This window comes from Cupriavidus sp. KK10, assembly GCF_018223725.1.
GTDB classification, from domain to species: domain Bacteria; phylum Pseudomonadota; class Gammaproteobacteria; order Burkholderiales; family Burkholderiaceae; genus Cupriavidus; species Cupriavidus necator.
This window is the reverse complement of record NZ_CP073678.1, coordinates 36,589-58,082: the sequence shown is the minus strand read 5'-3', so window position 1 is coordinate 58,082 and position 21,494 is coordinate 36,589. Positions and strand designations below refer to the sequence as shown.

The window sequence follows — 21,494 nt, the reverse complement described above, 5'->3', positions numbered from 1 at the left end:
GTTTACAACACCGACAGTGGCGGCCAGGTGCGCTCGGGCTGCTTCCAGTTAATCCCCTCCAGCAGCATCGACAACTGCGCTTGCGTCAGGTGGATCTTGCCGCTGTCGGCCTGCGGCCAGACGAAACGTCCGCGCTCCAGGCGCTTCGAGAGCAAGCAAAGCCCATCGCCCGTTGACCACAACACCTTGATGACGTTGCCGCGCCTGCCGCGGAAGACGAAGACATGACCGGAGAACGGGCTCTCCTGCAGAGTCGCCTCCACCTTCGCTGCGAGCCCGTTGAATCCGCAGCGCATGTCGGTCACGCCTGCAGCGATCCAGATGCGTGTTCCCGCCGGCAACCCGATCATGGCGTCAAACGGTCCAGTACGGTACGCAACGTGGCCGGGTCGACTGCCCCTTCAATGCGAATCACCGCTCGGCCCAAACGGATCTCAATGGCGCCGTGCGGCGGCGTCGGCTCGCAAACCGCAGCGGCCGGACTCATTGGCATCGGACCGGGTGGCGAGCTTGGGTGTTCAACGGTCACCGGCAACAACACCGCGGCTTCATGGCGCTGCTCCATTCGATAGCGTCGGCGCCAGGTGAACAGCATGTTCGCGTTGATGCCGTGCTCGCGCGCCAATTTCGATACCGAGACACCCGGCTCACACGCGGCGGCTGCCAACCGCCGCTTGAATTCCTCGCTGTGGTTCGGCCGGCCTTTGCGACTGCCGGCGACTGGTTCTTCCTGTGACTGTGACAAAGTAGTTCCCATCACTATTTGGTGGGAACTACTTTGGCGCCACTCTACTGAACGGTACAGACGGTGCTGGCGACTCGCTTACTTCCCATTGTGCCGTGGGAGCCTTCTCTCGGGGAAAATGGATGTTAATTTTGGCTTAATTCAGACTTAAGAATTTTTTACGGCGTCGTATCATGCCTTGGGCAGTCCTGCTACCGTCCGCGTCGCCGCCCCCGGTGACGCGGGCTTTTTTTCGGGTGAGCGCCCCTTTGTGGGACAGGCCGATTGCCTAGCATAGACGACTGGACGATACTGGGCACGGGCAACTCACCAGTTGCCCGATGATTTCTTCATGGACGTTCTGCGGCTCTCTGCTACCGGTCGAGACACATCGATGCACACAGTCTCGTGGAGAGTCGATTGAGTCGTCGTCGTTCAAGGGACGACGCGCGTGCAATCGATCATTCCTGCTGGATAAGGAAACGCTCAGGCCGTTTGCCCAGCCACGCCGGCGTCCGGCCACGTCCCGACCAGGTTTTGCCGGTTTTGGGATCCATGTACTTCGGCGGAAGCGGTGCTTTCTCGGTGGCCGCGGACGCTGTACTTGCGGGCCGGCCCCGACGACGACGCGGCGCCACGTCTTCCGGCGACAGGCTATACCGAACCATCAGCTCGCGAATCTGTTCGATGACGCCCGCGACCTCAGTCGAACGCGCCTCTTCGATTTTGGCTTCCAACGCTTGCTTCTGCGCTAACAAATCCTGATACGTTGCCATTTTTGCCTCCGATTGTTCAGTCACAATTGACTTATACGCATTCCAAAGACCATCTGCAAGGTATTCGTCCTCTAAGACTTACGAATGAAGCTGATGGATGATTGAAATCGCGTGGACTGTTTGTATTAATGTATGGCTTCGCTGTTAGCGTCAAAGCGGACTTCATATAGATGTCGGCTTGAAGTGAAGGTGGGCGACATCCGCACCCGATGACGTCGGCTGCGGATCGCAGAAACGGGTACGCGTTTGCATCAGTTCCCATCACAGCGACGCTTCATATACGTTGAGCGACGGCGGTTGGGCTTCCCACATAGCCTAGGCGAATTGCACCAGTCAGAGAAAGTGCAGTGTCGCTACATCAAGACCTCCGGTCTAGTCCAGGCTAAAGAAGCAAACCTGACGGATGGAAGCCAATGGTTGCGTGGTGGGCCTCCCGTGAGTCGAACACGGCACCAACGGATTATGAGTCCGCTGCTTTAACGAAGCATGAGCTAGAGGCCCAATTGGAAGGGGAAAGCCGACGCCAAGTTCGTACGCCTCAGCTTTCCACAGCATCTTGTCATCAATCAGCTGGTTGGCGACATCGCGTTACCAGCCGAAGCAACGATCACGCCGACGCTTCAGGCGATGCTACAGCCGGAACCACCTTCTTCGCCGAAGCCCGCTTCTTCGGCGCAGATTTCACTGCAGCCGCCTTCGGAGCTGCTTTCGCGGCGACCTTGCCCTTGGTACCGGGTGCGGCCTTTTTCGCGGCCGCTTTCGTTGCGACAGCTTTGTTGCCCGTCGCCCTCTTGGCGCCTGCAGCCTTCGCCTTCTTCGCCGCGAGCTTGTCCTTTGCGGCTTGCTTTTCAAAGCGGGCCGCGGCCTTTGCGGCTTCCACGGCCTGGGCAATCTCGCGCTTAGCCGCTTCAATTGCCTTCTTCGTGTCAGCGCGCAGCTTCAGCAAGCGCTTCTTCGCTGCCTGTGCCTCACGGGCAAGCACGCTGGCCTTTTTCGTTGGCACGGCCACCTTCTTTGCGGCAGGTTTTCCCTTGGCAGTTGCACTTACCCGTGTCGTTTTAGTTGCTGCGACCATGTTGGTTAATCATAGTTGTGAGTGAAGCGCGGAGTATAACCGCACGAGTGGCGTTACATAATAGAGCTCAGTTTCTTCTTTGAGTTGCATCCAACCGATGCGATCAGCCGACGGCCGAGATGCCACCCTCTTCCGCACCGCTTTCTCATTGGTATCTGGTACATTCGCCAAAACAACAAAACGCAAGCCGATCTTGGCCTGGTCCTAGCGGGCTACTACCTCGACCATTCTGCTCACTTTAGGTGGTGGCTGTGGCTTCCTGGCCAAAGGCGCGTTTGGCTGGATCCTTGGCTTTCGCTGGATCCTTGGTGCATTGTTCGGTGTCACATTGGCGTGGCAGCGGCTGGTGCGCTGCGTGTTGCGCCTATGATCTTTCCCTACTTCCCACGTTTCGCGGCTCCCGCCCCCAGACGCGGATCTTGCTTGTGATCCGAAGGTGCACGGTGCCGGTCCGGACGATCTCCGGACGTGCCCTTCGCAGAAACAGGTGATGGTATTGCCAGTGAGCACCGGTACGGGACATGTGCCTCGTCGAGCGCGGTGGCAACGAGCTCGAGCATGCTGGTGAACCGCGAGAACAGGAGAATCTTTCGGCCTTCCTCGACGGGTTCGGGCAACATCTCTACCCACCGAATATTGCGTCGCACAACGTCGTCCGGTATGATCTAACGTTCCCCATTCTGCGCACATCGGATTCCGCGAGAGGCATCCCGGCCTCGACTGTCCGTGCGTCATTCCACGATTTCGTTCGCACCCCGACAGGCTAATTGACCTGCCGTCATGTCCGCGACGATCGTCGGCCAACCTGTCGAGGAGAATGTATTGGCAAAGCCAGTTCGCGACATTTCAGTGTCCCGCGTGATCGCGGTTACGTCAAAAGCCGGCCGCCGCGCGCCAAAGGAAAAGACCCAGGCCGTCACAATACCGCTGGACATCGCATCAATGGCGCGCCAGGAGGAGGAGCGTCAACGCCAGATGCGCGCGCTGATCGCGCTTGGCCGTGAGCGCGGCTATCTCACCCACGCGGACATCAACGATCACCTGCCCGACAACTTTACGCAAACTGCTGCGATGGAGACGATCGTCGGCACATTCAGCGACATGGGGGTGGCCGTGTACGAGCAGGCGCCGGACGCAGAGACGCTCCTGCTAAACGATGCCGCGGCCGCCGCGGCATCCGACGATCAGGCGGACGAGGAAGCGGAAGCTGCACTGTCGACCGTCGATTCCGAATTCGGGCGCACTACTGATCCGGTTCGGATGTACATGCGTGAAATGGGTGCCCGCGAACTGCTGACCCGCGCTGGCGAAATCGAGATCGCAAAACGCATCGAAGACGGCCTGCAGGACATGATTCAGGCGATCGCCACGTGTCCGTCGGTCGTGTCCACGATTCTTGTAGATGCGGACCGCATCGTTGCCGGCGAACTGCGTATCGACGAACTGGTCGCTGGCATCAGCGACGACGTGAACGAAAGCGAAATGACGCTGGAGTCCGAAGAGGTTGAAGAGAAAGCAGACGCCTCCGACGATGACCCAGACCGTGACGACGTTGAAATGGACGCCGGCGATCCGGAGACAACGAACGCGGCCCGCCTCGAACAACTCACGAGCGACAGTCTTGCGGTTTTCGCGCGCGTGCGCGCACTGTTCGAGCAGTTGTCGGATGTACCCGTTACTGGCAAAACCCGTTCCGCGGCCGTTGCGCAATTTCGCTCGGCGATCCAGCGCGAACTGGCGCCGATCCGCTTTACGGCCAGAACCATCGACCGCCTGTGCGCCAGTGTGCGCGCACAGATTACTGAGGTTCGTGCAATCGAACGCGGCATCCTGGAGGTCGCCGTCGACCGTTGCGGCATGCCACGCGATGCGTTTGTTGAGTCGTTCCCGGGCCACGAGACCGAACTTACATGGACCAGCCGCATGGCGGCGACTTCGCGGCAATTTTGCACGGCGCTTGAGCGACATCTGCCGGCCATTCAGGCCGGGCAGCAGAAACTCATCGAGATCGAGGCACGGGTCTCGCTGCCACTCCAGCAGCTCAAGCAGATCAACCGCCAGATGGTTGCCGCGGAGTTGAAAATGCGGCAGGCCAAGCGGGAGATGATCGAAGCGAATCTTCGTCTTGTCATTTCAATCGCCAAGAAATACGTCAACCGCGGCATGCAGTTCCTGGATCTGATCCAGGAAGGCAATATCGGCCTGATGAGGGCGGTGGACAAGTTCGAATACCGGCGCGGCTGGAAGTTTTCGACGTACGCCACTTGGTGGGTCCGTCAGGCCGTCACGCGCGCGCTTGCTGATCAGGCGCGCACCATTCGTGTGCCGGTGCATATGATCGAGATGGTCAACAAGCTGAACCGGATTTCGCGCGAATTCCTGCAACAGACGGGACAGGAAGCGCATCCCGCTATCCTCGCGGAGCGCATGGAGATGTCCGAGGAAAAAGTGCGCAGTATCCTCAGGATCGCGAGGCAACCTGTCTCGCTCGAGACCCCTGTGGGCGACGATGCCGACGCGACGCTCGGTGACATGATTGAGGATGTCTCTGCGAGTTCACCAACTGAGGCCGCGATTCACGCGAACATGCGCGCCGCGATCGATGAGGCACTCGACGAGTTGTCGCCGCGTGAGGCCAAGGTCCTGCGGATGCGATTCGGGCTCGATACGACCTCTGACCACACGCTTGAAGAGGTCGGCAAGCAGTTCGACGTGACCCGCGAGCGGATCCGTCAGATTGAAAGCAAGGCGATGCGCAAGCTAATGCATCCCAGTCGCGCTGACAAGTTGAGGCCCTTTCTTGAGCGCTGAGCAAAGGCGAGGAGTACACGCCCCCTTTCGACGCCCTACTTCAGCCCCGCAGCGATCACGCATCGCCCGATCGCTGCCCTGACAGGACGCGTTTGCGGCGCGGAAATCTTACAGCGGTTTGATATTCGCTGCCTGTTTCCCCTTGGGACCTTGCTTGACTTCAAAACTGACCTTCTGGCCTTCCTGAAGTGATTTGAAGCCGTTTCCCTGAACCTCGGAGAAGTGCGCGAACAGGTCATCGCTGCCGTCGTCCGGCGTGATGAACCCAAAACCCTTTGCATCGTTAAACCACTTGACGGTACCTGTTGCCATGTTCTGAATGTTCCAAGGAAGACTAGTTGTAGATGACGCCACCGGCTTGCGCCAAATGTGCGGCTATCTTGTATCACGGTGGGCCGTCGCCGACAATCCCTTGGTCGAGGCTTCACCAGCCTTTAAATGCCCCGGTGCATTGATTGACCCTGCTGCGACGCAACACACGCGTCGCTTGATTCCGTCGACAAAAGAGTTTACGGTAAATACCCGGTGTGCGCTTCCTGCGCGTCCCTCGCACCGATGCATTCACTGCCGTTCTCATCGTCCTCGTGGAATTCGATCCACGGACCAGCTGTCGTAGGTTCCATTTTCCGACCCCGGCAAACGCCGGCAAAGGAGGCCGCCATGCTAAGTCCGCACGAAATCGCCGCGCTACTACTGCTTGGCGATGCGCAAGATATCGATGATCTCGAACCAGATCAATTGGACGGCTTGCTGGCCCACAAACTGGTCACGATGGAGCACGGGCATGATAGCGGCAATGTTTATCCCCGCCTGACGAGTCAAGGACACTCCATGCTCGAAGCCGTGCGAAGCATTCGATAAGACTTCGTTTCGTGCCCTATCGCCGTGTCCCGCCAACGCCGGCCCCATGCACTTCTTGGTCCGTATGCTGTGGCTAACCGTTGTCGACCGGGGATGCGGAAGCGCAACGGCGGTAGCCGGCCCATGTCAGCCATCATCGTCCGTCGTCGAATCCCTGATTCGGCACCGTAAATTACCTACGCTACATTCTTCTGATCGCACAGTACCACCTTCCTTCCCTGATCACGTTCACCGAAACCGCTGATCACGTTCACCGAAATCCGCAAGCAAACGAAGCTGCCCCCTTACAATGTTGCCATGCAATATAGCCCCCGCGGCAGAATAGATGTCGCCCCAATAGAATTTGAACCCTGGGGGCGATAAGGGATAGAAGTGGCTCGTTACGGACAAGAATTCAAGGACCGGGCGGTAGCACGGTTGTTACCGCCGGAGAGTGCGGCGGTGGAAGTGGCTTCAAGAGAATTGGGTGTGGCAGTGGCCACGCTGGAGCGCTGGCGTGCGGACGCTATGTCCATGCCCGCTCGCGAGCGGGCATGGACAGCGGCGGCCAGGTTTGAGGCGGTGCTGGCGACGGCTGCGATGGACGAGGCCAGCAAGAACGCCTGGTGCCGTGAGAACGGTGTGTATCCGCAGGAGTTGGAGCAGTGGCGCACTGCCGCCACGCAGGCACTGGCTGAGCCCGAGGATGCGCGCGCCACCCATCGTGAGACAAAGGCCGATCGGCGCCGCATCAAGGAACTGGAGCGCGAGCTGCGCCGCAAGGAGAAGGCACGCGCGATCGAGAAAATCCGCCTGGAGCAGGCTTGCCGACTCATCGAAACTCGAAGCCAGAGCATGAAGATGATCGCACTGGCCTGCGGCTTCTCATCGGAAGAGGTGATGCGGCGAGCTTTCCTCAGAATTCTGCGAGTCTCGCCAGCCGACTATCGAGAGCGATTCTTTACACCTAAGGCCGGTCAATGACCGAGTCCGTCGAACTCCGGTCGTTCGCAGATGGGTGCGCGAATGACCGTGACGGGTTGCGGATTCAACCGGTCAACGCAAATTGGTGGCGAAGCTACACGAAGATGCCACGAAGCGGTGCTATGCCGTTGAAGGATTGACACCGGCTCTGTTTCGCCGTAGAGCGCCAAGCCTGATGAGTATGCCTCAAGAAGCGATCGCGCCCCTCCCGAGCGGCCACTACTGGACCAGGCCGCACACGCCCTTCCCGCTGGACGGTCCGAACCGCCACGATGAGGTCTTCCCCGGCGCGCACTACGTCAGCAACGGCAACGGGGTCACTTTTTACAAGAACTGGGCGTGCATGCTGACGGCGCAGGAAGACACCCAGCCCTTCTCTCCCAATCAAACATACCACCCCGGCAACCAGCAACAAATCGCGCGCTTCGGACGTTATGTTCAAATCTGGCTGCGTTCAATGCATGCGCTTTGGGCGATCCAGGCAGAGTCAATCATGGCGCACCGCCCTCCACTTTGATTGTCTACGCACTGCGTAGACATTTGAGGTCGCGTCGCTTCGCTGCCCGACGTCCGCGCTCGGATAAACCTCCGCGAAGCGAGTTACCGGTGACAGGGAGAGTTGTTCGCCGAACTCAGGTCGGGCGGCGTCAGTTGAACAGCAGCGCGGCATAGTTGCGGGCGCTGCGCAGCACATGCAGTATGTCGATTCGCGCAGGCGGATCGCCCAGCACGCGGTAGAAGATCTGATAGTTTCCGTGTACGCGGTGCCGGATGCGTCGGTCCTCATAGCGGGGTACCAGCGGGAAGGCAAGCGGCATGTCTGCGAGCGACAGGCACCGGTCGCGCAACTCCTGCACGAAGGAGAGCGCGCGACGCGGATTGTCGCGAGCAATATAGTCGGCGATGGCTTCGAGTTCGGCCTCGGCCAGCGGCGTCAGGCGAACGACGATCATGCGCCGCGCCCGGGCGCTCTGCCTGCCGCGGCGCGATATTTGGCCTCGAGGCGGTCGAACACGGTGGCTGCGTCGGTGCCGCGGCCCGCGTCTGCCTCGGCCAGGCTTTGCGCGAGCGCCGCGTCCAGCGCCGTCAGTTGCGCTTCGCGGTCTTGAATCAGACGCACGCCTTCGCGCAGTACTTCGCTCTTTGAGCCATAGCGGCCCGAAGCGACAAGTTCGGTCACGTAGCGCTCGAGTTGTTGTCCAAGGTCGGCACTGATCATATTTGCTCCTCTTCAGACAGGATTGGGCGCAAGGGCACGGCGAATGTCATGAAGTGTACCGTCCTTGATAATAGTTATCAAATTTCCAAGCGAAAAGTGGAATAAGACGCACCTCAAACAGGGCTACCGGGAAGGCCCGGTTATCGTGCCTTATCGATCCAGAGATAGCGAAACGGCAACGTCAGTAGCCGGCCAGTTACTGCCGCTTGCCTTCACCGTCATGCGGCCATTCGAGCGGCGGCTTCGTGTGATCATTGCGGTCAATGCGCTGCACCGACCCGGCTCAGGCTGCTGGCGTCACCCAGATCTTCTTGCGGTTCAGCAGTAGCGGAATGGCACCGATGGCAATGCCTCCTATACCGACGAAATTGGTGACCCAGTCGAAGGTCGGAATGCTGTAAAGCGCGATGAAGAAGAGGAAAAGTCCGCTTGCCGCCGGCCAGATAACGTGACTCACGGCAAGCCACAATCCATGCGCCAGCATTTTGCGGTAGTACCAGCCGCAGGCGAGCCCGGTCAGCCCAAGGTAGAAGCAGATCTGGAAGCCGATGGCTGTAATCGAATCCTGCAGGATGACGTTGATGGTTGGCAGGTAAGACGACACGAACAGCAGCGCGAGCCCCGTGATCCAGATGAAAAAGATAGCAATATGTGGCGTCCGCCAACGCGGATGCAGACGCGCATAGCGAGGGTGGAGTGCGCCGTCGCGGCTCTTGGCAAAGAGTGTTCGCGTGAACTGCAGCATCTGCGTCTCGACCGTTCCCACCGTGCTCAGCAGTACCGCGATGATCGAGACGTAGCCCCAAGTCGGCCCGAAGAGCTTCTCCGCGATGGCGAAGATGATGTTCGTGTTGTAGTGCTGGATCTCGGCATCCGACAGGCCGAGCAGCGTGATGACGATGAAGACGAGGAAGAACGCCATCAAGAATACCATCGACCAAAACGCGGCGCGACCCGGGATGTGGTTCGAGTCTCGCGTCTCCTCACTGAGGTTCATGGTCACGTCCCAGCCGTAGAAAAAGAAGATTGCCACCAATGCGCCGTTGGCGAACAGCTCGGGCGAGAACGCGAAGGGCCAGAACCAGACCAGTGAGAACGGGTGTTGCGGCGCAGGTGTGAACGTGAAGAAGCTCGCGACGATGATCGCGAGCAGGATGACACCCTCGATGATCGTCATCAGCACCTGCACGTAGCTGGTGAGCTTGATGCCCTTGACGACCACCGCGCTGACAAACGTGAGCCACGCGGCGGCGATCAGCGTCACGTAGTGCACGTTATTCATCATTGGTCGATCAAAGATGAGTAGCGTGGCATTTGCCGCCGGAATCATGGCGGAAACCATGAACACGCAGCACAGTACGAGAAGCGCCCAGCCGGCAAAGAAGCCGAGCGCACGCCCGAATACCATGCTCACCCACGAATAGGAGGTACCGGCGCTCGCCAGCGCACGATTCATGTTGATAAACGCGTATGCGATGCCGAACATGATGAGCCCGCACACCAGGATACTCGCCGGTGACAACGTGCCAGCCGTCCCGATGATTGTGGAAGTCGTGATCTCGATGCTGTAGGCGGGCGCGGTGCCGGCGATGCCCATGATCACCGATTCGACGATGCCCAGCGAATCGGCGTTGAGCTTGGCGGGTTCGTCCATGGATGTGCGACTCGCGGTCGCCATTGATGGCCCCAACTTTTGCTCCGTGCGTGATGTGCTGGCAAGCTTCATTGCGCCTCCAAGGCTGCCATTTCTTCAGCTCGCAAACCGATCAATGCGAACTGGCAGTAGAGATTGCGTTGCCGGAAAGACACGTCCAGTCGCCTCTAAGGCCGGCAATAAAGCCACGTATGACTTCATGGCAACGCCAGGACCGTGTCAACGATAGGATCGCCAACTATCGCGCGCAGTTCACACAGCTGGACGTAATCATGGCGCAGGTGAAAAACACCGGCACTTACCTGACGCAGCAGTTCAGCGCGATGAGCTCCAGCGGTTAACGCACGGCATCCGCCTGGCAAACGCAGGCGGCGGGGGCCCGTTCTCGTGCTCCCGGACACCGGCCTCCTGACCCAGACGGACAAGTTCAACAGCATCCTAGAGGTGAAGTGCGCCCCCCGCTCAGCGAGCGCGCGTGCCTGCCGTATCGAGCGAACCGGAGATCCAGTCCCGTGCCTCGCGGGACTGGGCCATCTGGAAGCTCCTGACATAGCCCGGCACCAGGAATCGAAAGATATCGGCGGCGTGACGGATCCAGTCGAGATCCGTTACCACCGCGATGCCCTCCCAGTGCAGGTAGCGCGTCACGCCCAGCCTGAAGTCATCCCACATGGCGCCGACCGCCATCCTGGCGAAGCCGGGTCCGAGTTCGTAGTAAATGCGTACCTTGTCGTGCCGTGCGATTGCCGCGTCGACGGCGGGCATCAGCACCTTCTCGTAGTCCTCCCGCGTAACCTCGCCGCTGGCGCTGACCGCGACGACGTTGTCTGGAAAGCCGTTCAGGATCTCGATCATGACTGCTTCCTCCCGCCAGTGGCCGCAGAAATTGTAACTACCTGCGGTGCCAGTTCCAGACCTCCCTCGTCTGTCTTTCCCGTCCCTCTCTCACCGTATATGCAGGGTCCGGTAGCGGCAAGACAGCTTACAAGATCCGTATGCACGTCCCGTACCACAGGGTTATCTCCTGTCTTGTCCACTTTGTCTCGCGACGTGATATGTGATTCGTGCGCGGTTTGCGGGCGAATCCCGTCCCTGCCCCGATTGCCTTCGGCTCACTCAACATGCCTCGGGACTGACAACGCCCGGACCAGTGTGACCGTGGTCGATTGCCGAACGCCTCATATGCCGGCAAAGACCCGGACTCCCACACGATGTTGCCAACGCTCGCAGCGATGCCGCCTCCGGTACTACCGCCGGCCACGCTGGCCAGCAAGGCCCCGGGCGTAGGAGTAACATTGACCCAAGTCATAGGTGCGCTTCCAGCCACGACACCTCGGCTACAAGAAAAAGGTTGTCGAGCGGCGCTTCACGGCCTGCGCTCAGTTCGTGCCGCTCACGCCCGTGGCGGGTGGCGCGGACGGTCCAAACAGTGTGTCTGGTGCAACTGGTGCGGACCCGGCCATCGGCGCTGTAGCGTCGGGCTTCGCCGCGGGTGCTGCGGTGGCCGGTGATCCATTAGGCGCCCTCGACGTCGGCGAAGGCGACGGTGCCGCTGGAACCGGTTCCAGTGCAGGTGCAGGTGCTACAGCGGGCGGCTGCACCGGAACGGGCGGGGCGGGCGGCGTCGGCCCGGCGGGCGTCGTCATCTTCATCGGCTCGCCCGGATGCGTCGGCGCGGGCTCGGGCAGCGGCGCAACATGCGCCTTCTCCGCGGCCTTCACCGTCGCACGGTCGCGCCGCACTGGATCGACCTTCAGAAAATGGTCGACCAGATTGAAGAAGCGCTCGTAGAACACGCCGGCCGGAATTGTCTCGCTCGCAATTTTGACCATCGAGTCGCTGCCCGAGCCGATCGGCAATGACAGCGAGCCGAGCACGCTCAGGCCGACGCTGGCCGACGTGCTGGTCTTCTTCAGCGCGTAGCGGTCTTGTACCGCGTTCACATAGGCGGTGCTCGACGTGCCATCTGCGTTCGCGTCCGCGCAGACGACGTGAAAGGCGATCACGACGTGCGTGTCGTTGCTCGGTTGGAAATTCTTGCTGCCATCGATCGTATCGGGATGGGGCGAACTCGACACATAACCCTGGCTCAGCAGCGCCCGGCGCGCGGCTTCACAAGTCGCGTCGGAATTGGCCTTGAACGTGCGCGCGTATGGGCTTGTCGCTGTGTCGAACTGCTCCTGCTGATAGAGCGGCGTCGGCGCCGGCGCCGTACTCAAACTGCATGCCGACGAGACGGTGGCAATCGCGCACAAAACGGACAACTGGCGGAATCGGTGGAGCATGACGTCAATCAAAAGCGCTCGGCCGTGTGACGCGCCGCGAGGCGCGGTCGGGACGATGCCACCGCATGTGACGTGTAATTATCATTTGCGCCGGTCGCGTTTGTGGCGACGCATTCTCGCTTGGCCGGGCCGTCAATATAGATTCTTCTGTTGACCGGGGGTTCCGCGCGCACGCGCGGACTTCCGCGTGGTGGTCGCCACCGGAATGAGTTGGCAGAGCGGATCCGTCCGACTCTAACTTTAGGCGCGAATTCGCTGGGCCGCTCCTCGCCGGCTGCTCACTGTCTCTGGCCAACCCATTTGCGCCGCTCGAACAGAACCTATCTCTGTTTATCAGTCTTTCGCAATGCATTGATGGAGTTGATCCAATACGCGCCGCAAACGCGGGAGGTCTGGCAGGAGGCGGTGCGCGAGCAAGCTATAGCCTATCTATCGCCCAAGCGCCAACATGCCCGCGCACTTCGTTTTCTCCTACCGCGGAGTCCGTACTCCCAATCACCAGCAGGCGACTCAGCCGATCTGCAGTTCGCCCAAGCCAGGCGCCGGCATCTCGCCCTCGAGGAATGCAGCGATCTGGATGAGGTTCAGCCTGGCCGCGCTGCGCAGTCGCCTGCGGATGGCAGCAGGGTTCTGCCGGAAGCAGAATCGAAAATGCCGCCGCACCAAAACCAATGCCGATCAGTGTTGCGAAGGCCCCGTTCAAGAACGCTGCATCCTCGATCCATGACCCGCGTCCGGTCAGCGGCAGTGAAGTTCATCCCTCCAGGGATTGCCGCGGCACTTGGGGGTACCGTCAGCGAAATGTTTCCTGACTTTGCTGAAATCCGCCTGGGCGGGTGGCTACCGTGCATGAATCCATGCATGACTGCTGTAAGTTCAGCGCAGGTCAGTATTAAGTTCCATGCAATTGCACATTGGCGGCGATCTTCTACGATCCATGCATTGCCGGACAGTCCGTGGTCGGCCTTCCGCGCAACAATAAGAGGCAATGCGAGGGGGGCCTGCGATGACGTCAGGCAAATCTACAGGTCAGGTCCTAGGCCAGCCTAGGAGACGCCATCCACCGCGCTCGCGGTATCGCGTACATTGCCCGGAGGCAAGTCGCGCTCTGCGACTGAGAAGCAATCTACGCCAATTCGACCAACCGCCCTCGTCTTTTGCATCCACACGCCCCTGGCGCCTGCCAAGGCACCAGTTCTCTATTCCGCCGGCCGCCAAACCAGAATTGGTTCCGTCTGGAAAGGGCCTCATCAACCGTTGGCTAAGTACCTCTATTTATTGAGCTTTCCCTATTTCATGACAACTTCAAGACAACCACTATCATTCCCGCGCAGGCGGGGACGACAGACTTTTGGCGTTGTCGTGAATTTCGGAAACGTTAATAAGCTTGGCAGGCGCCACCCTTCGCTGTGAGCCGATGGTCATTCACGTCGAAAGAAGGAGAAATCCAAATATGGCGACGATCAACCATTTCGGACCCTACTACGTCACGCCTGCCGGAGGTTTGGCTCCCGGCGCCGCGTACAACGTGGTCTGGGGCCCCAGCGACGTATTCAAGGGTTCCACGATTAATGTGACAGCTCACCCTGGTGGCAACCGCAGAGGTAGGTATGCGGCCTGGATCAGCGACATGTCGATCGAGAACGTCATTAGCGGCACAGGGGACATCAGCTTTGTGGATACAAATGCCTATGCCACGTTCGCAAACGACGGGCAGGAAACCATTGATTATGTTTCCTTGTATCTGACCGTGACAACAGCTTAGGGGATCTCCATGCGATTGACGGTGATTCATGACAGCAACGGGAACATCGTTTCCATGGTTGCTTATCCCGAAGGTTCGCCTCCGATGTACCTCGAGACAAAGCCCGGGCAGCATATGACTGAGATGGAAGCGCCAGCAAATATCAGGCTTGATCTGGATGCCAGACAGATACATGAGCGCCTGTCCGAAGTGATGCAGAACTACCGGGTGGACATGGGATCGATGAAGTGCAGCCTGACTAGAAAATCCTGAGGCTTCAGCGCCTGGGTTAGTGGGCATGCGCTGGATCGGCACGAACTGCCGCTACACCCAGGCTCGTTTATCGAAACACATTTCAACCGGCCGAAGACGGTGTCCTTTCCTTCGATCCCAACGTGGGGAGCAAGACATGGCCAAGACCGCACCTCAAATTACGCAAGAGGAAATCGATGCTTTCGCTACCAAGGTTGCGAAATGGGCGGAGACGTTGCCCGACAGTCATCGATCCCTTGCCCATGTCCTTGTGGAGCACGCACGCGAGTTGACGCCGCACACTGTCGCGTTGTCGAAGATCACCGCAGACCTCAGGACCTCCGCAAAGGCAGTGATCAATGCACTGAACCTGGCTGCTACGCCACAGGGTTGGGTGCGGATCGATCCGGTCTGGGAAAAGAAGAACAAGGTCGAATTCGGCGAGGATATCGAGATTGTGCAACGGGTGTTCATGAAAACGAAGGGCTAGGCCGCCAGGTCCATTGATTTCTGTGTGGCGAGGGGACTCTCATGCTCGATTCGATCCAGGCACGTTGCAAGATTGATCAGACGACCGAAGAGACATTTGTCGCGACGCTCATGGAGTTTGCCGCAGGTCTTTCGCTACAAGAATCCCTGATTCTCTCCGCGCTCATGCAAGAGGCCATGGATCCGTGGTCCCGCTCGCTCCTTGCGCCCCCCGATCTGACCCCCGTCGAAGCTGCCATCCTGGAAAAAGCCGTACCACCGCCACCCGAGGAACCCTGAGGCCATGCACGCCGCGCTGATTATCAAAGCGACACGCCTTTGCAATCTCCGCTGCAGCTATTGCAATGATTGGCGCGTCGGGAGGGGCCACACCATGACATTCGAGGTCATGGTAGCCATGACCGCAAAGGCGCTAGGCGATCCACTTCATGACAGCGTTGACTTCATCTGGCATGGTGGCGAACCAACGCTTCTCGGCCGAGCGTTCTTTGAGAAGGCGATTCATGCGCAGGCGCGCTTGCGGCGGCCTGGTCAGGCAATCACCAATTCGATCCAGACGAATGCCACGGTACTCGATGCCGAACTGGCGGCGTTTTGCCGGGCGAATCAAATCGCCGTGAGTGTCAGCCTGGACGGGCCTGCCCATATTCATGACGCGCAACGCGCACACATATCCGGCCGGTCCTCATTCGACGAGGTCCGGCGAGGGATTGCGCTGCTGCGCCAGCACGGCATTCCCGTCAGCGCGCTGCTTGTCGTGGACCGCCCTACTCTCAGCCTCGGCCCCGAAGTTGTGTTCGACTTCCTCGTCAATCAGGACGTCAAGAGCTTTGGTTTCCTGGCGGCAAAACCGAAGAATACGCCCGAGGCCCGGCCGGCCACGCCCGCTGACCACTATGTACGCCCAGCCGAAATGGGAAAATTCCTGAGTCGTCTTTTCGATCTCTGGGTGGCGCACAACGATCCCGGCCTGCGGATCCGGGAGTTCGACGCCATCCTCAAACGCGTGCTGGGTCGCCCGGCGGCAACCTGCGTCCTGGCGGGTGAATGCTTTGGCAGGTACTTCATGATTGAGCCCTCGGGCGACGTTGGCCATTGCGACCTGTTTCTTGGCGATCCAGCCTACACCCTCGGAAACATCGTCACCGACACCTTTTCGGAGTTTAGGTCGAGCACCGTGCTTGCCATGGCGCGCGAGCGCAATCGAACGGTCATTGAAGCCATGCGCGGTTGCCACAATTTTCCAATCTGCAACGGCTGGTGCCCGCATGAACGGTACACGGCCTTGCGACATGACCCAGACTATTCCCAAGGATGTTGCGGGCTCAGCGGACTGATCGACCATATCCGCTCGCGGGTCGCGCCGCCTGCGCAGGCGATGAGCGACCCATTGCATTGCTTCCCGGTCTGACAAGAAGCCATGCGCGTCCTTCTTGGCCCCTCCCACGAGTTGCACAGCGGGATTCATGGCGCCCTCACGGACCGGCCGGCGGAGGGAATCGAGTACATCGACGGACGCTATACGCATTTCTTCCGGTATCAGCCATCGTCGCAGCGCCCTTTTTCACCTGTGCGCGACCACAGTGAATCCGAGTGGATCCGGTTCGAGAAAGCGCAAGACGTCGATTTGATCCACAGCGCGCGCTTCCCGGTAGAGACTGCCCTGCCTTGGGTGGTCGATGCGGATTGCCTGCTGCTGCCCCTGCAGATCGGCGCCTTCTTCGCGATGGGGCTTTCTCGTGGCGCGTCGGCGCCTGAGCCGGGCACTGTCTTTCGCCGGGAAGCCGCAATGCTCGCTCGCTATGCGGATGACGGCTGCCGCCGCATCCTGCTGCGCACTGAACGCGCGAGACGTCAATTCCTTCTTCAGATCAGCGAGCACCCGGAACTCGGGGGGAATATCGCGGATGAGTTGGCAAGAAAGACTGAAGTCGTTTATCCCGCAGTCGCCGCAAGCACTCGCCCCGGACCCCGCCAGAGTCGCCCTTCCATCATGTTCATGGGCCGCACATTCGTCGACAAAGGAGGCGTGGTCGCGCTTGCCGTATTCCAACGGTTGCGCGAACACCTGGGATCGGCATTCGACGCAACCATCGTGTCGAGTTGCCCGCCGGACGTCACGGATCGCTGCAAGGCACTGCATATTGATATCCAGCCGCCCTCCGACAGGGGCAGATATCTCGAACGTCTTGCCAACGCAGACATATTTTTCTCGCCAACCCTCTTTGAAAGCTTTGGTATGGGGCTCGTTGAAGCCGCGGCGGCCAACACTGCCATTGTCACGTCCAGCGGTCCCGGAATGGAGCATATCGACGAACTGTTCGAGGACGGCCACGACGCCTTCCTGGTGTCCAACGCGCTCGCCCCGGAGGCGCGAATCCGCGCCTATGCCGATGACCTGACCACGCTGATCACCGATTGGGAAGTTCGGCATCGACTCGCGGCCAATGCACTGGCACTTGCGTCGACGGGCATTCTTTCGCTCTCGCGGCACAACCAGATCATCGAGCGCATCTATGACAACGCCGTCCACGTTCCGCTGACGCGCAATGAAGGAACGGCGCGGCCAACGGAGCGCTGCGACGATGGACGTTTGCGAATTCTCGGCTGGAGCGAGCAGACCTGCCACTGGACCCGCCAAAGACTGATCCCTCCCGGCGGGCTCCGTATCTGCCTTTAGCAGCGGCGTATTGCAGGCGATGCCACGTCGCGAAGGACGTGGCATAACGTTCTAAAGTCACTGTCGATTGCTCGAAACAATACACTTGAAACGGGGTATCTCGGACTTATAACGGCGATGGCCGGGACGTCGGCGAGGGCGCGCTGCGGCGATTCGCTGTCCCGCGCCACTGCAGCGCGAGACACCTGCGCAATGACCTACGCCCGATTGCCGTTGTCGCGCGACACGCTGATGGACGCGAATAGCTCACGGACTCGGACGTTCTATCACGAAGGGCCGAACGTCCAGGAAGGGTCGGCTACGGCGATCGCCTTCTGTTGGGTTGGACGACCGCCTATCGCCCGAAGCGGCCAACGTCTCAGAAGGGTCGATTTGAGACGATCAGCGATGCAGTGCCCTTGGCGATTGACGGTATGCGGAAATGGATACTAAATTCCATTGCAGATCAATACGTTAGACTATATTTGGCGAAAATTTCACGAATTCCGGCCGACCCGTCAGCCCGTAGTCGGCCATCTGCGCCTGGATTGCAGTGACAACAGCGATGACAGTAAAAACTGAGCGGGCGGACGCGATCCGCTGCTTCTGGCGCGCAGTGCGCTCCTGGTCTAGCTCGCGCAAACTGCGGCACTCGCCGGCTTCGCGCGTTCCTGCGCGAGCGTTACCGCCTCGGGTGGCCGCCACAGCTTCGTCGAGAAATGGGTACGCAATGCTTTCAGTTGCGGCGGCCCGCCTCGAGTTCCGTTCGCCTCGTCTGTGTTTGCGACAGTCGCATCGCAGGCCTATGCGACGCTGCCAAAAGCAGCGAAAGAATTCTAAAATGACGGGAAATTCTGTTCCGACAACATAGGGGCTAAGCCATGTTCAAGCACGTACTGGTACCCACCGATGGTTCTGACCTTTCTGGGAAGGCCGCTGCCGCTGCGATCGAGTTTGCCAAGGCAATGGGCGCAAAGATCACGGTGTTCACTTGCATGAATGAGTACCCCTTCCTCACATCGTCCGACTCGGGCCACCAGACCCGCAAGGCATTCGAGGAGCATGCAGCGATCGAGGCAAGGGCGAGGCTCGACTTGGTCGTGACGGCCGCGCAGGCGGCTGGCCTTGCCTGCAGTACTGATACGGCGATCACGACGACGCCGTACAAGGAGATTATCGAGGCCGCCAACCGGCACGGATGCGATGTGATTTTCATGGCATCGCATGGACGTCGTGGCCTTGAGGGACTGCTGGTGGGCAGCGAAACGCAGAAGGTGCTGACGCATTGCGCGATCCCTGTGCTGGTGTACCGGTAGTGGGGATGGCCAGACCCCTGACCGGGATTCCAGCGGTAGGACCGGGGTCATCGCTGACCCCACACTCCGGAAAATGTAGGGTTCGTCAGAATCTGAAGATCCACCTAAAGCAGGCCTTCGGCGCGTGGTGCGGCCGGCTGGAAGCCGCCCGCACTTACTTCAGCGTCTTCAACCGGTTGTTCGCCGCACGCCCGCCTTCGGTACCGGGATACTTGGCCACCACCTGTTCCAGCGTTTTGCGCGCGGCCGCCTTCTGCCCGGACTCGAGCTGATTATTGGCAACCGCGATCATTGCGTCCGGCACCTTGGGATGCGTCGGGTTGGCATTGATCATTTTCTGCAGCGTCCAGGTGGACCCCTTATAGTCGCGCTGCGCGTATAGCGAGTTGCCGAGCCAGTACTGCGCCAGCGGCAAGTACGGGCTCTGCGGATACTTCTTGATAAACGACGAGAACGAATTCCCGGCGCTCTTGAAGTCGCCCGCCTGGAAACGCTTGAGCGCGGCGTCGTATTCGGGCTTCTCGCCCGGCGGCGACGTGCCCTGGCGGTCTTCGACCAAAGCGTGCTGGGGATCGAACTTCTTCAGGCGCGCATCCAGGTCGGCGTAATAGTCCTTCTGCTGCTTCTGCAGCGTCGCTACCGTGTTCTGCAGCACTTCGTTCTGGCCGCGTAGCCGCGCAAGTTCCTGGCGTAGACCTTCGAGCTGGTTCTGCAGGTCGAGCGTAGTGCGGCTATTCTGCTCAATGCGCTGGGTCGCCGTCGCCTGGAAGCTGTTGAACTGGTCGCGCAGGTTGATGACCGTTTTGCGCGCCTGCTCATCGTCGAACACTCCGGCGTGCGCCTGCGTGAGGGGCAGCATACCGCCGCTCGCCATGGCGGCGAGCCACAACAAGGTGGAAACGCGTACTTTCATGGATGGGTCGTCGTTGGTTGTGTCGGTTAGCCCTCGTCACATCGCCGTTGGACAGAGGGCCGAATCTGCGGGCCTATCCGACCGGGAAAAACTCCTTACTCTGCCCCGCATTGACCGCCCGCCGCAGCCAGTCGGGCATCTCGCCCTGCCCGTCCCAGCTCTGCCCCGCGGCGTTGCGGTAGCAGACCACTGGCGCTGGTGCGGGTGGCGGTGGGGGCGGCGGATCAAAGCACCCCGCCGCTTCCAGCTCCTCCATCGTCAGCCCGTAGTCGGCCATCTCCGCCTGGATCCAGCGGGTCGCCGCCGCCCGCTCAGATTTTGCTGTCATTGCTGTCGTCACTGCTGTCGCTGCCGTCATCCGGGTTGGAGGCGGCCGTAGGCGCGCGCTGATTCTCGTCTTGCTGTTGGTCCAGTTTTTTGCCTGGCGCCTCCTGTTCGGTCGGCGCCGGGCTCCCGGTCTTGCGCCGCCGCCCGCCACCACTCCCCCCCGCCCGGGCGGCGCCACCCGCAATTCTGCCAGCAGCTGGCGCGCCAGCGCCGCTTCGGCCTCGGCCCGTTCGGCCCGGCGCTGCGCCGCGCCCAACTCCGCCTGCACCGCGTCCAGGACGTGCGCCGATTTGCGCTTCGCCTGCTCGGCGGCCGCGAGCCGCTCGGTGAGCCGCTCAGTGAGCGCCGCGGCCTGGGCCTCGAGCCGGGCCCGGACTTCGGCCTGCGCCACGGCCGCGTCGCGGGCCTCGCTGCGCGCCGCCAGCAGTTCGCCGCGCAACGCTTCGGCCGTGCGCTCGCTCTGCTGGCGCGCGGTACGTCCCCCATCCGGTTCGCGCAAGCTCCGCCGCTCGCTGGCTTCAGCCCGCTCTTGGGCAATGGTCACCTGCTCGCGGGCGCGCTCGAGCTCGGTCGAGAATTGGGTGCGCAGTTCCGCCAGTTGCCGCCCGGCGGCGTCCAGTTCCGCCCGCCCCGCTTCCAGCCGGGCCTGGGTCGCCGCGTGCGCCTCGCGCGCCTCCGCCAGCTGCGCCGAGATGGCGGCCACCTCCTCGCGCGCGTCCGTGGTCTCGGTCCGCGCGGCGTCGCGCTCGGCCTCGGCGGCGCTGGCCGCCGCGCGTGCCTCGGCGCGTAGCGTGGCCAGCTCACCGGTAGCGGCCTCGTTGGCCGCCTGCCAGACGGTCTGGACCGCCCCGGCCGCGATGTCCTTCAACGCATCCGGCAAGTCGGGATGGTCGATGGTGACGCGCGTGCGCCCGCGCAGCTCCTGCCAGAACGCCTGCAGCACCTCGGCGGGCGTGCCCATGCTGCCCTTGCGTACCAGGCTATAGAGCTTGTTCGCGGTGGGCGTAACGCCATAGCGGAAGAACAGCAGGCCGCAGACCTCGCGGTACAGCGCGCGGGTTTCGGGGAAACGGCTGCGCAGCTCGGCAATGCCATTGGCCATCGCGGCCCGCAGCGCGGCGTCGGTCAGATCCAGGTCGGCAGCGGGCAAAATATCGCGCTTGCAACCGCGCCGACGCCCGTTGTCTCCGGTTCGCGACCGGAGGCAACCTGCCATCGCCACACCAGTCGGCCGAACTCCAGGGCGATCAGGATACTTGTGAATATTCCGATCGCAAACGCCAGTCCACCGGCCCAGCCAGCACCATAAAGTGACGGCCGCCCGCCGCTGGAAATATTTGTCGGCCCTGCAGGCAGGGTCTCCCGCTGCGCCCACCCGCAATGTGGGCAGGTCACGACTGATTCCAGGATGACGTCACGCATCGCA

25 protein-coding genes, 1 tRNA gene and 1 pseudogene are annotated in these 21,494 nt (G+C 60.8%); 12 read left to right on the top strand and 15 right to left on the bottom strand.

The window, feature by feature from the left end:
* Window positions 1-2 precede the first annotated feature (2 nt).
* The 5 genes from tnpB to KB879_RS31450 form a co-directional block, all read right to left on the bottom strand.
* A complete protein-coding gene (gene tnpB / locus KB879_RS31470; RefSeq protein ID WP_011154074.1) occupies window positions 3-350 on the bottom strand; it encodes an IS66 family insertion sequence element accessory protein TnpB in 348 nt (115 codons plus the stop codon).
* On the bottom strand, window positions 347-757 hold the full coding sequence (locus KB879_RS31465; protein WP_051068932.1) for a transposase: 411 nt from the start codon (window positions 755-757) through the stop codon (window positions 347-349). Before KB879_RS31465 ends, tnpB begins: the two co-directional genes overlap by 4 nt.
* Window positions 758-1,185: 428 nt before the next feature.
* Window positions 1,186-1,500 (bottom strand): H-NS family nucleoid-associated regulatory protein, encoded by a 315-nt coding sequence (locus tag KB879_RS31460; protein WP_013954362.1) that lies wholly within the window; start codon window positions 1,498-1,500, stop codon window positions 1,186-1,188.
* 422 nt (window positions 1,501-1,922) lie between these two features.
* Window positions 1,923-2,001: transfer RNA gene (locus KB879_RS31455), tRNA-Ile, on the bottom strand.
* A 106-nt stretch (window positions 2,002-2,107) separates the two neighbouring features.
* The gene (locus KB879_RS31450) at window positions 2,108-2,575 is read right to left on the bottom strand and encodes a fumarate hydratase (protein ID WP_211983342.1); all 468 of its coding nucleotides are present in this window, start codon (window positions 2,573-2,575) and stop codon (window positions 2,108-2,110) included.
* Between the two features lie 780 nt (window positions 2,576-3,355).
* Between KB879_RS31450 and rpoD the strand changes: the two genes are divergently transcribed.
* Window positions 3,356-5,386 carry an RNA polymerase sigma factor RpoD gene (gene rpoD, locus KB879_RS31445; RefSeq protein ID WP_249221445.1) on the top strand — a complete coding sequence of 677 codons (2,031 nt, stop codon included), beginning with the start codon at window positions 3,356-3,358 and terminating at the stop codon, window positions 5,384-5,386.
* 108 nt (window positions 5,387-5,494) lie between these two features.
* Here rpoD and KB879_RS31440 read toward each other — a convergent pair whose 3' ends face one another.
* Entirely contained in the window at window positions 5,495-5,698 is a 204-nt protein-coding gene (locus KB879_RS31440; protein ID WP_013959255.1) for a cold-shock protein, read from the bottom strand.
* 348 nt (window positions 5,699-6,046) lie between these two features.
* Here KB879_RS31440 and KB879_RS31435 point away from each other — a divergent pair, with 348 nt between their 5' ends.
* The 3 genes from KB879_RS31435 (at window position 6,047) to KB879_RS31420 (ending at window position 7,727) form a co-directional block, all read left to right on the top strand.
* Window positions 6,047-6,247, top strand: a complete 201-nt coding sequence (locus tag KB879_RS31435) for a hypothetical protein (RefSeq protein WP_080569644.1) — start codon at window positions 6,047-6,049, stop codon at window positions 6,245-6,247.
* A 372-nt stretch (window positions 6,248-6,619) separates the two neighbouring features.
* Complete coding sequence (locus tag KB879_RS31430) at window positions 6,620-7,210, top strand: helix-turn-helix domain-containing protein (RefSeq protein WP_371827452.1); 591 nt, start codon at window positions 6,620-6,622, stop codon at window positions 7,208-7,210.
* A 175-nt stretch (window positions 7,211-7,385) separates the two neighbouring features.
* Entirely contained in the window at window positions 7,386-7,727 is a 342-nt protein-coding gene (locus KB879_RS31420; protein ID WP_211984625.1) for a hypothetical protein, read from the top strand.
* Window positions 7,728-7,857: 130 nt separating this feature from the next.
* Here the strand turns inward: KB879_RS31420 and KB879_RS31415 are convergent, their stop codons facing one another.
* The 3 genes from KB879_RS31415 to KB879_RS31405 all read right to left on the bottom strand — a co-directional run bounded on the left by KB879_RS31415 (window position 7,858) and on the right by KB879_RS31405 (window position 10,083).
* Window positions 7,858-8,163: a type II toxin-antitoxin system RelE/ParE family toxin gene (locus tag KB879_RS31415; RefSeq protein WP_371827451.1), complete on the bottom strand. Its 306-nt coding sequence runs from the start codon at window positions 8,161-8,163 to the stop codon at window positions 7,858-7,860.
* Window positions 8,160-8,429, bottom strand: coding sequence for a type II toxin-antitoxin system ParD family antitoxin (locus tag KB879_RS31410; protein WP_211983340.1), 270 nt, complete (start codon window positions 8,427-8,429; stop codon window positions 8,160-8,162). Before KB879_RS31410 ends, KB879_RS31415 begins: the two co-directional genes overlap by 4 nt.
* 283 nt (window positions 8,430-8,712) lie before the next feature.
* On the bottom strand, window positions 8,713-10,083 hold the full coding sequence (locus tag KB879_RS31405; protein WP_211984251.1) for an APC family permease: 1,371 nt from the start codon (window positions 10,081-10,083) through the stop codon (window positions 8,713-8,715).
* A gap of 191 nt (window positions 10,084-10,274) precedes the next feature.
* Here KB879_RS31405 and KB879_RS31400 point away from each other — a divergent pair, with 191 nt between their 5' ends.
* Window positions 10,275-10,424, top strand: a complete 150-nt coding sequence (locus tag KB879_RS31400; RefSeq protein WP_013959225.1) for a hypothetical protein — start codon at window positions 10,275-10,277, stop codon at window positions 10,422-10,424.
* 121 nt (window positions 10,425-10,545) lie between these two features.
* On the opposite strand, the gene KB879_RS31395 is transcribed toward KB879_RS31400, so the two are convergent.
* Window positions 10,546-10,938 (bottom strand): STAS/SEC14 domain-containing protein, encoded by a 393-nt coding sequence (locus KB879_RS31395; RefSeq protein WP_013959224.1) that lies wholly within the window; start codon window positions 10,936-10,938, stop codon window positions 10,546-10,548.
* Between the two features lie 524 nt (window positions 10,939-11,462).
* Entirely contained in the window at window positions 11,463-12,368 is a 906-nt protein-coding gene (locus tag KB879_RS31390; protein WP_153955566.1) for a DUF2242 domain-containing protein, read from the bottom strand.
* 1,453 nt (window positions 12,369-13,821) lie between these two features.
* Between KB879_RS31390 and KB879_RS31385 the strand changes: the two genes are divergently transcribed.
* From KB879_RS31385 to KB879_RS31355, 7 genes are all read left to right on the top strand, one after another.
* Window positions 13,822-14,133: a hypothetical protein gene (locus KB879_RS31385; RefSeq protein ID WP_153955509.1), complete on the top strand. Its 312-nt coding sequence runs from the start codon at window positions 13,822-13,824 to the stop codon at window positions 14,131-14,133.
* 9 nt (window positions 14,134-14,142) lie between these two features.
* Window positions 14,143-14,385 (top strand): hypothetical protein, encoded by a 243-nt coding sequence (locus KB879_RS31380; protein WP_153955510.1) that lies wholly within the window; start codon window positions 14,143-14,145, stop codon window positions 14,383-14,385.
* Window positions 14,386-14,521: 136 nt separating this feature from the next.
* Entirely contained in the window at window positions 14,522-14,854 is a 333-nt protein-coding gene (locus KB879_RS31375; protein ID WP_153955511.1) for a hypothetical protein, read from the top strand.
* A 41-nt stretch (window positions 14,855-14,895) separates the two neighbouring features.
* Window positions 14,896-15,132, top strand: a complete 237-nt coding sequence (locus tag KB879_RS31370; RefSeq protein WP_153955512.1) for a hypothetical protein — start codon at window positions 14,896-14,898, stop codon at window positions 15,130-15,132.
* 4 nt (window positions 15,133-15,136) lie between these two features.
* Window positions 15,137-16,264, top strand: coding sequence for a radical SAM/SPASM domain-containing protein (locus tag KB879_RS31365; RefSeq protein ID WP_211983338.1), 1,128 nt, complete (start codon window positions 15,137-15,139; stop codon window positions 16,262-16,264).
* Window positions 16,265-16,273: 9 nt separating this feature from the next.
* The gene (locus tag KB879_RS31360) at window positions 16,274-17,533 is read left to right on the top strand and encodes a glycosyltransferase (protein ID WP_211983336.1); all 1,260 of its coding nucleotides are present in this window, start codon (window positions 16,274-16,276) and stop codon (window positions 17,531-17,533) included.
* A gap of 860 nt (window positions 17,534-18,393) precedes the next feature.
* Window positions 18,394-18,828, top strand: coding sequence for a universal stress protein (locus KB879_RS31355; RefSeq protein WP_153955515.1), 435 nt, complete (start codon window positions 18,394-18,396; stop codon window positions 18,826-18,828).
* A 154-nt stretch (window positions 18,829-18,982) separates the two neighbouring features.
* On the opposite strand, the gene ybgF is transcribed toward KB879_RS31355, so the two are convergent.
* From ybgF to KB879_RS39580, 4 genes and pseudogenes are all read right to left on the bottom strand, one after another.
* Window positions 18,983-19,741, bottom strand: a complete 759-nt coding sequence (gene ybgF, locus KB879_RS31350; RefSeq protein WP_211983334.1) for a tol-pal system protein YbgF — start codon at window positions 19,739-19,741, stop codon at window positions 18,983-18,985.
* 73 nt (window positions 19,742-19,814) lie between these two features.
* Entirely contained in the window at window positions 19,815-19,880 is a 66-nt protein-coding gene (locus KB879_RS40490) for a hypothetical protein (protein ID WP_371827483.1), read from the bottom strand.
* Window positions 19,881-20,052: 172 nt separating this feature from the next.
* Window positions 20,053-21,218, bottom strand: a pseudogene (locus KB879_RS31340) (DNA-binding protein).
* On the bottom strand, window positions 21,194-21,490 hold the full coding sequence (locus KB879_RS39580) for a hypothetical protein (protein WP_228772578.1): 297 nt from the start codon (window positions 21,488-21,490) through the stop codon (window positions 21,194-21,196). The pseudogene KB879_RS31340 and the gene KB879_RS39580 overlap by 25 nt, the downstream one beginning before the upstream one ends.
* Between the last annotated feature and the right edge of the window lie 4 nt (window positions 21,491-21,494).

Coding starts and splice junctions, on each gene's coding strand:
- KB879_RS31435 (WP_080569644.1), top strand. CDS start 6,047: ATGCTAAGTCCGCACGAAATCGCCGCGCTACTACTGCTTGGCGATGCG.
- KB879_RS31410 (WP_211983340.1), bottom strand. CDS start 8,429: ATGATCAGTGCCGACCTTGGACAACAACTCGAGCGCTACGTGACCGAA.
- tnpB (WP_011154074.1), bottom strand. CDS start 350: ATGATCGGGTTGCCGGCGGGAACACGCATCTGGATCGCTGCAGGCGTG.
- KB879_RS31390 (WP_153955566.1), bottom strand. CDS start 12,368: ATGCTCCACCGATTCCGCCAGTTGTCCGTTTTGTGCGCGATTGCCACC.
- KB879_RS31375 (WP_153955511.1), top strand. CDS start 14,522: ATGGCCAAGACCGCACCTCAAATTACGCAAGAGGAAATCGATGCTTTC.
- KB879_RS31405 (WP_211984251.1), bottom strand. CDS start 10,083: ATGGACGAACCCGCCAAGCTCAACGCCGATTCGCTGGGCATCGTCGAA.
- KB879_RS39580 (WP_228772578.1), bottom strand. CDS start 21,490: ATGCGTGACGTCATCCTGGAATCAGTCGTGACCTGCCCACATTGCGGG.
- KB879_RS31395 (WP_013959224.1), bottom strand. CDS start 10,938: ATGATCGAGATCCTGAACGGCTTTCCAGACAACGTCGTCGCGGTCAGC.
- KB879_RS31380 (WP_153955510.1), top strand. CDS start 14,143: ATGCGATTGACGGTGATTCATGACAGCAACGGGAACATCGTTTCCATG.
- KB879_RS31450 (WP_211983342.1), bottom strand. CDS start 2,575: ATGGTCGCAGCAACTAAAACGACACGGGTAAGTGCAACTGCCAAGGGA.
- KB879_RS31355 (WP_153955515.1), top strand. CDS start 18,394: ATGTTCAAGCACGTACTGGTACCCACCGATGGTTCTGACCTTTCTGGG.
- KB879_RS31460 (WP_013954362.1), bottom strand. CDS start 1,500: ATGGCAACGTATCAGGATTTGTTAGCGCAGAAGCAAGCGTTGGAAGCC.
- ybgF (WP_211983334.1), bottom strand. CDS start 19,741: ATGAAAGTACGCGTTTCCACCTTGTTGTGGCTCGCCGCCATGGCGAGC.
- KB879_RS31400 (WP_013959225.1), top strand. CDS start 10,275: ATGACTTCATGGCAACGCCAGGACCGTGTCAACGATAGGATCGCCAAC.
- KB879_RS31360 (WP_211983336.1), top strand. CDS start 16,274: ATGCGCGTCCTTCTTGGCCCCTCCCACGAGTTGCACAGCGGGATTCAT.
- KB879_RS31385 (WP_153955509.1), top strand. CDS start 13,822: ATGGCGACGATCAACCATTTCGGACCCTACTACGTCACGCCTGCCGGA.
- KB879_RS31420 (WP_211984625.1), top strand. CDS start 7,386: ATGAGTATGCCTCAAGAAGCGATCGCGCCCCTCCCGAGCGGCCACTAC.
- KB879_RS31440 (WP_013959255.1), bottom strand. CDS start 5,698: ATGGCAACAGGTACCGTCAAGTGGTTTAACGATGCAAAGGGTTTTGGG.
- KB879_RS31365 (WP_211983338.1), top strand. CDS start 15,137: ATGCACGCCGCGCTGATTATCAAAGCGACACGCCTTTGCAATCTCCGC.
- KB879_RS31370 (WP_153955512.1), top strand. CDS start 14,896: ATGCTCGATTCGATCCAGGCACGTTGCAAGATTGATCAGACGACCGAA.
- KB879_RS31465 (WP_051068932.1), bottom strand. CDS start 757: ATGGGAACTACTTTGTCACAGTCACAGGAAGAACCAGTCGCCGGCAGT.
- rpoD (WP_249221445.1), top strand. CDS start 3,356: ATGTCCGCGACGATCGTCGGCCAACCTGTCGAGGAGAATGTATTGGCA.
- KB879_RS31415 (WP_371827451.1), bottom strand. CDS start 8,163: ATGATCGTCGTTCGCCTGACGCCGCTGGCCGAGGCCGAACTCGAAGCC.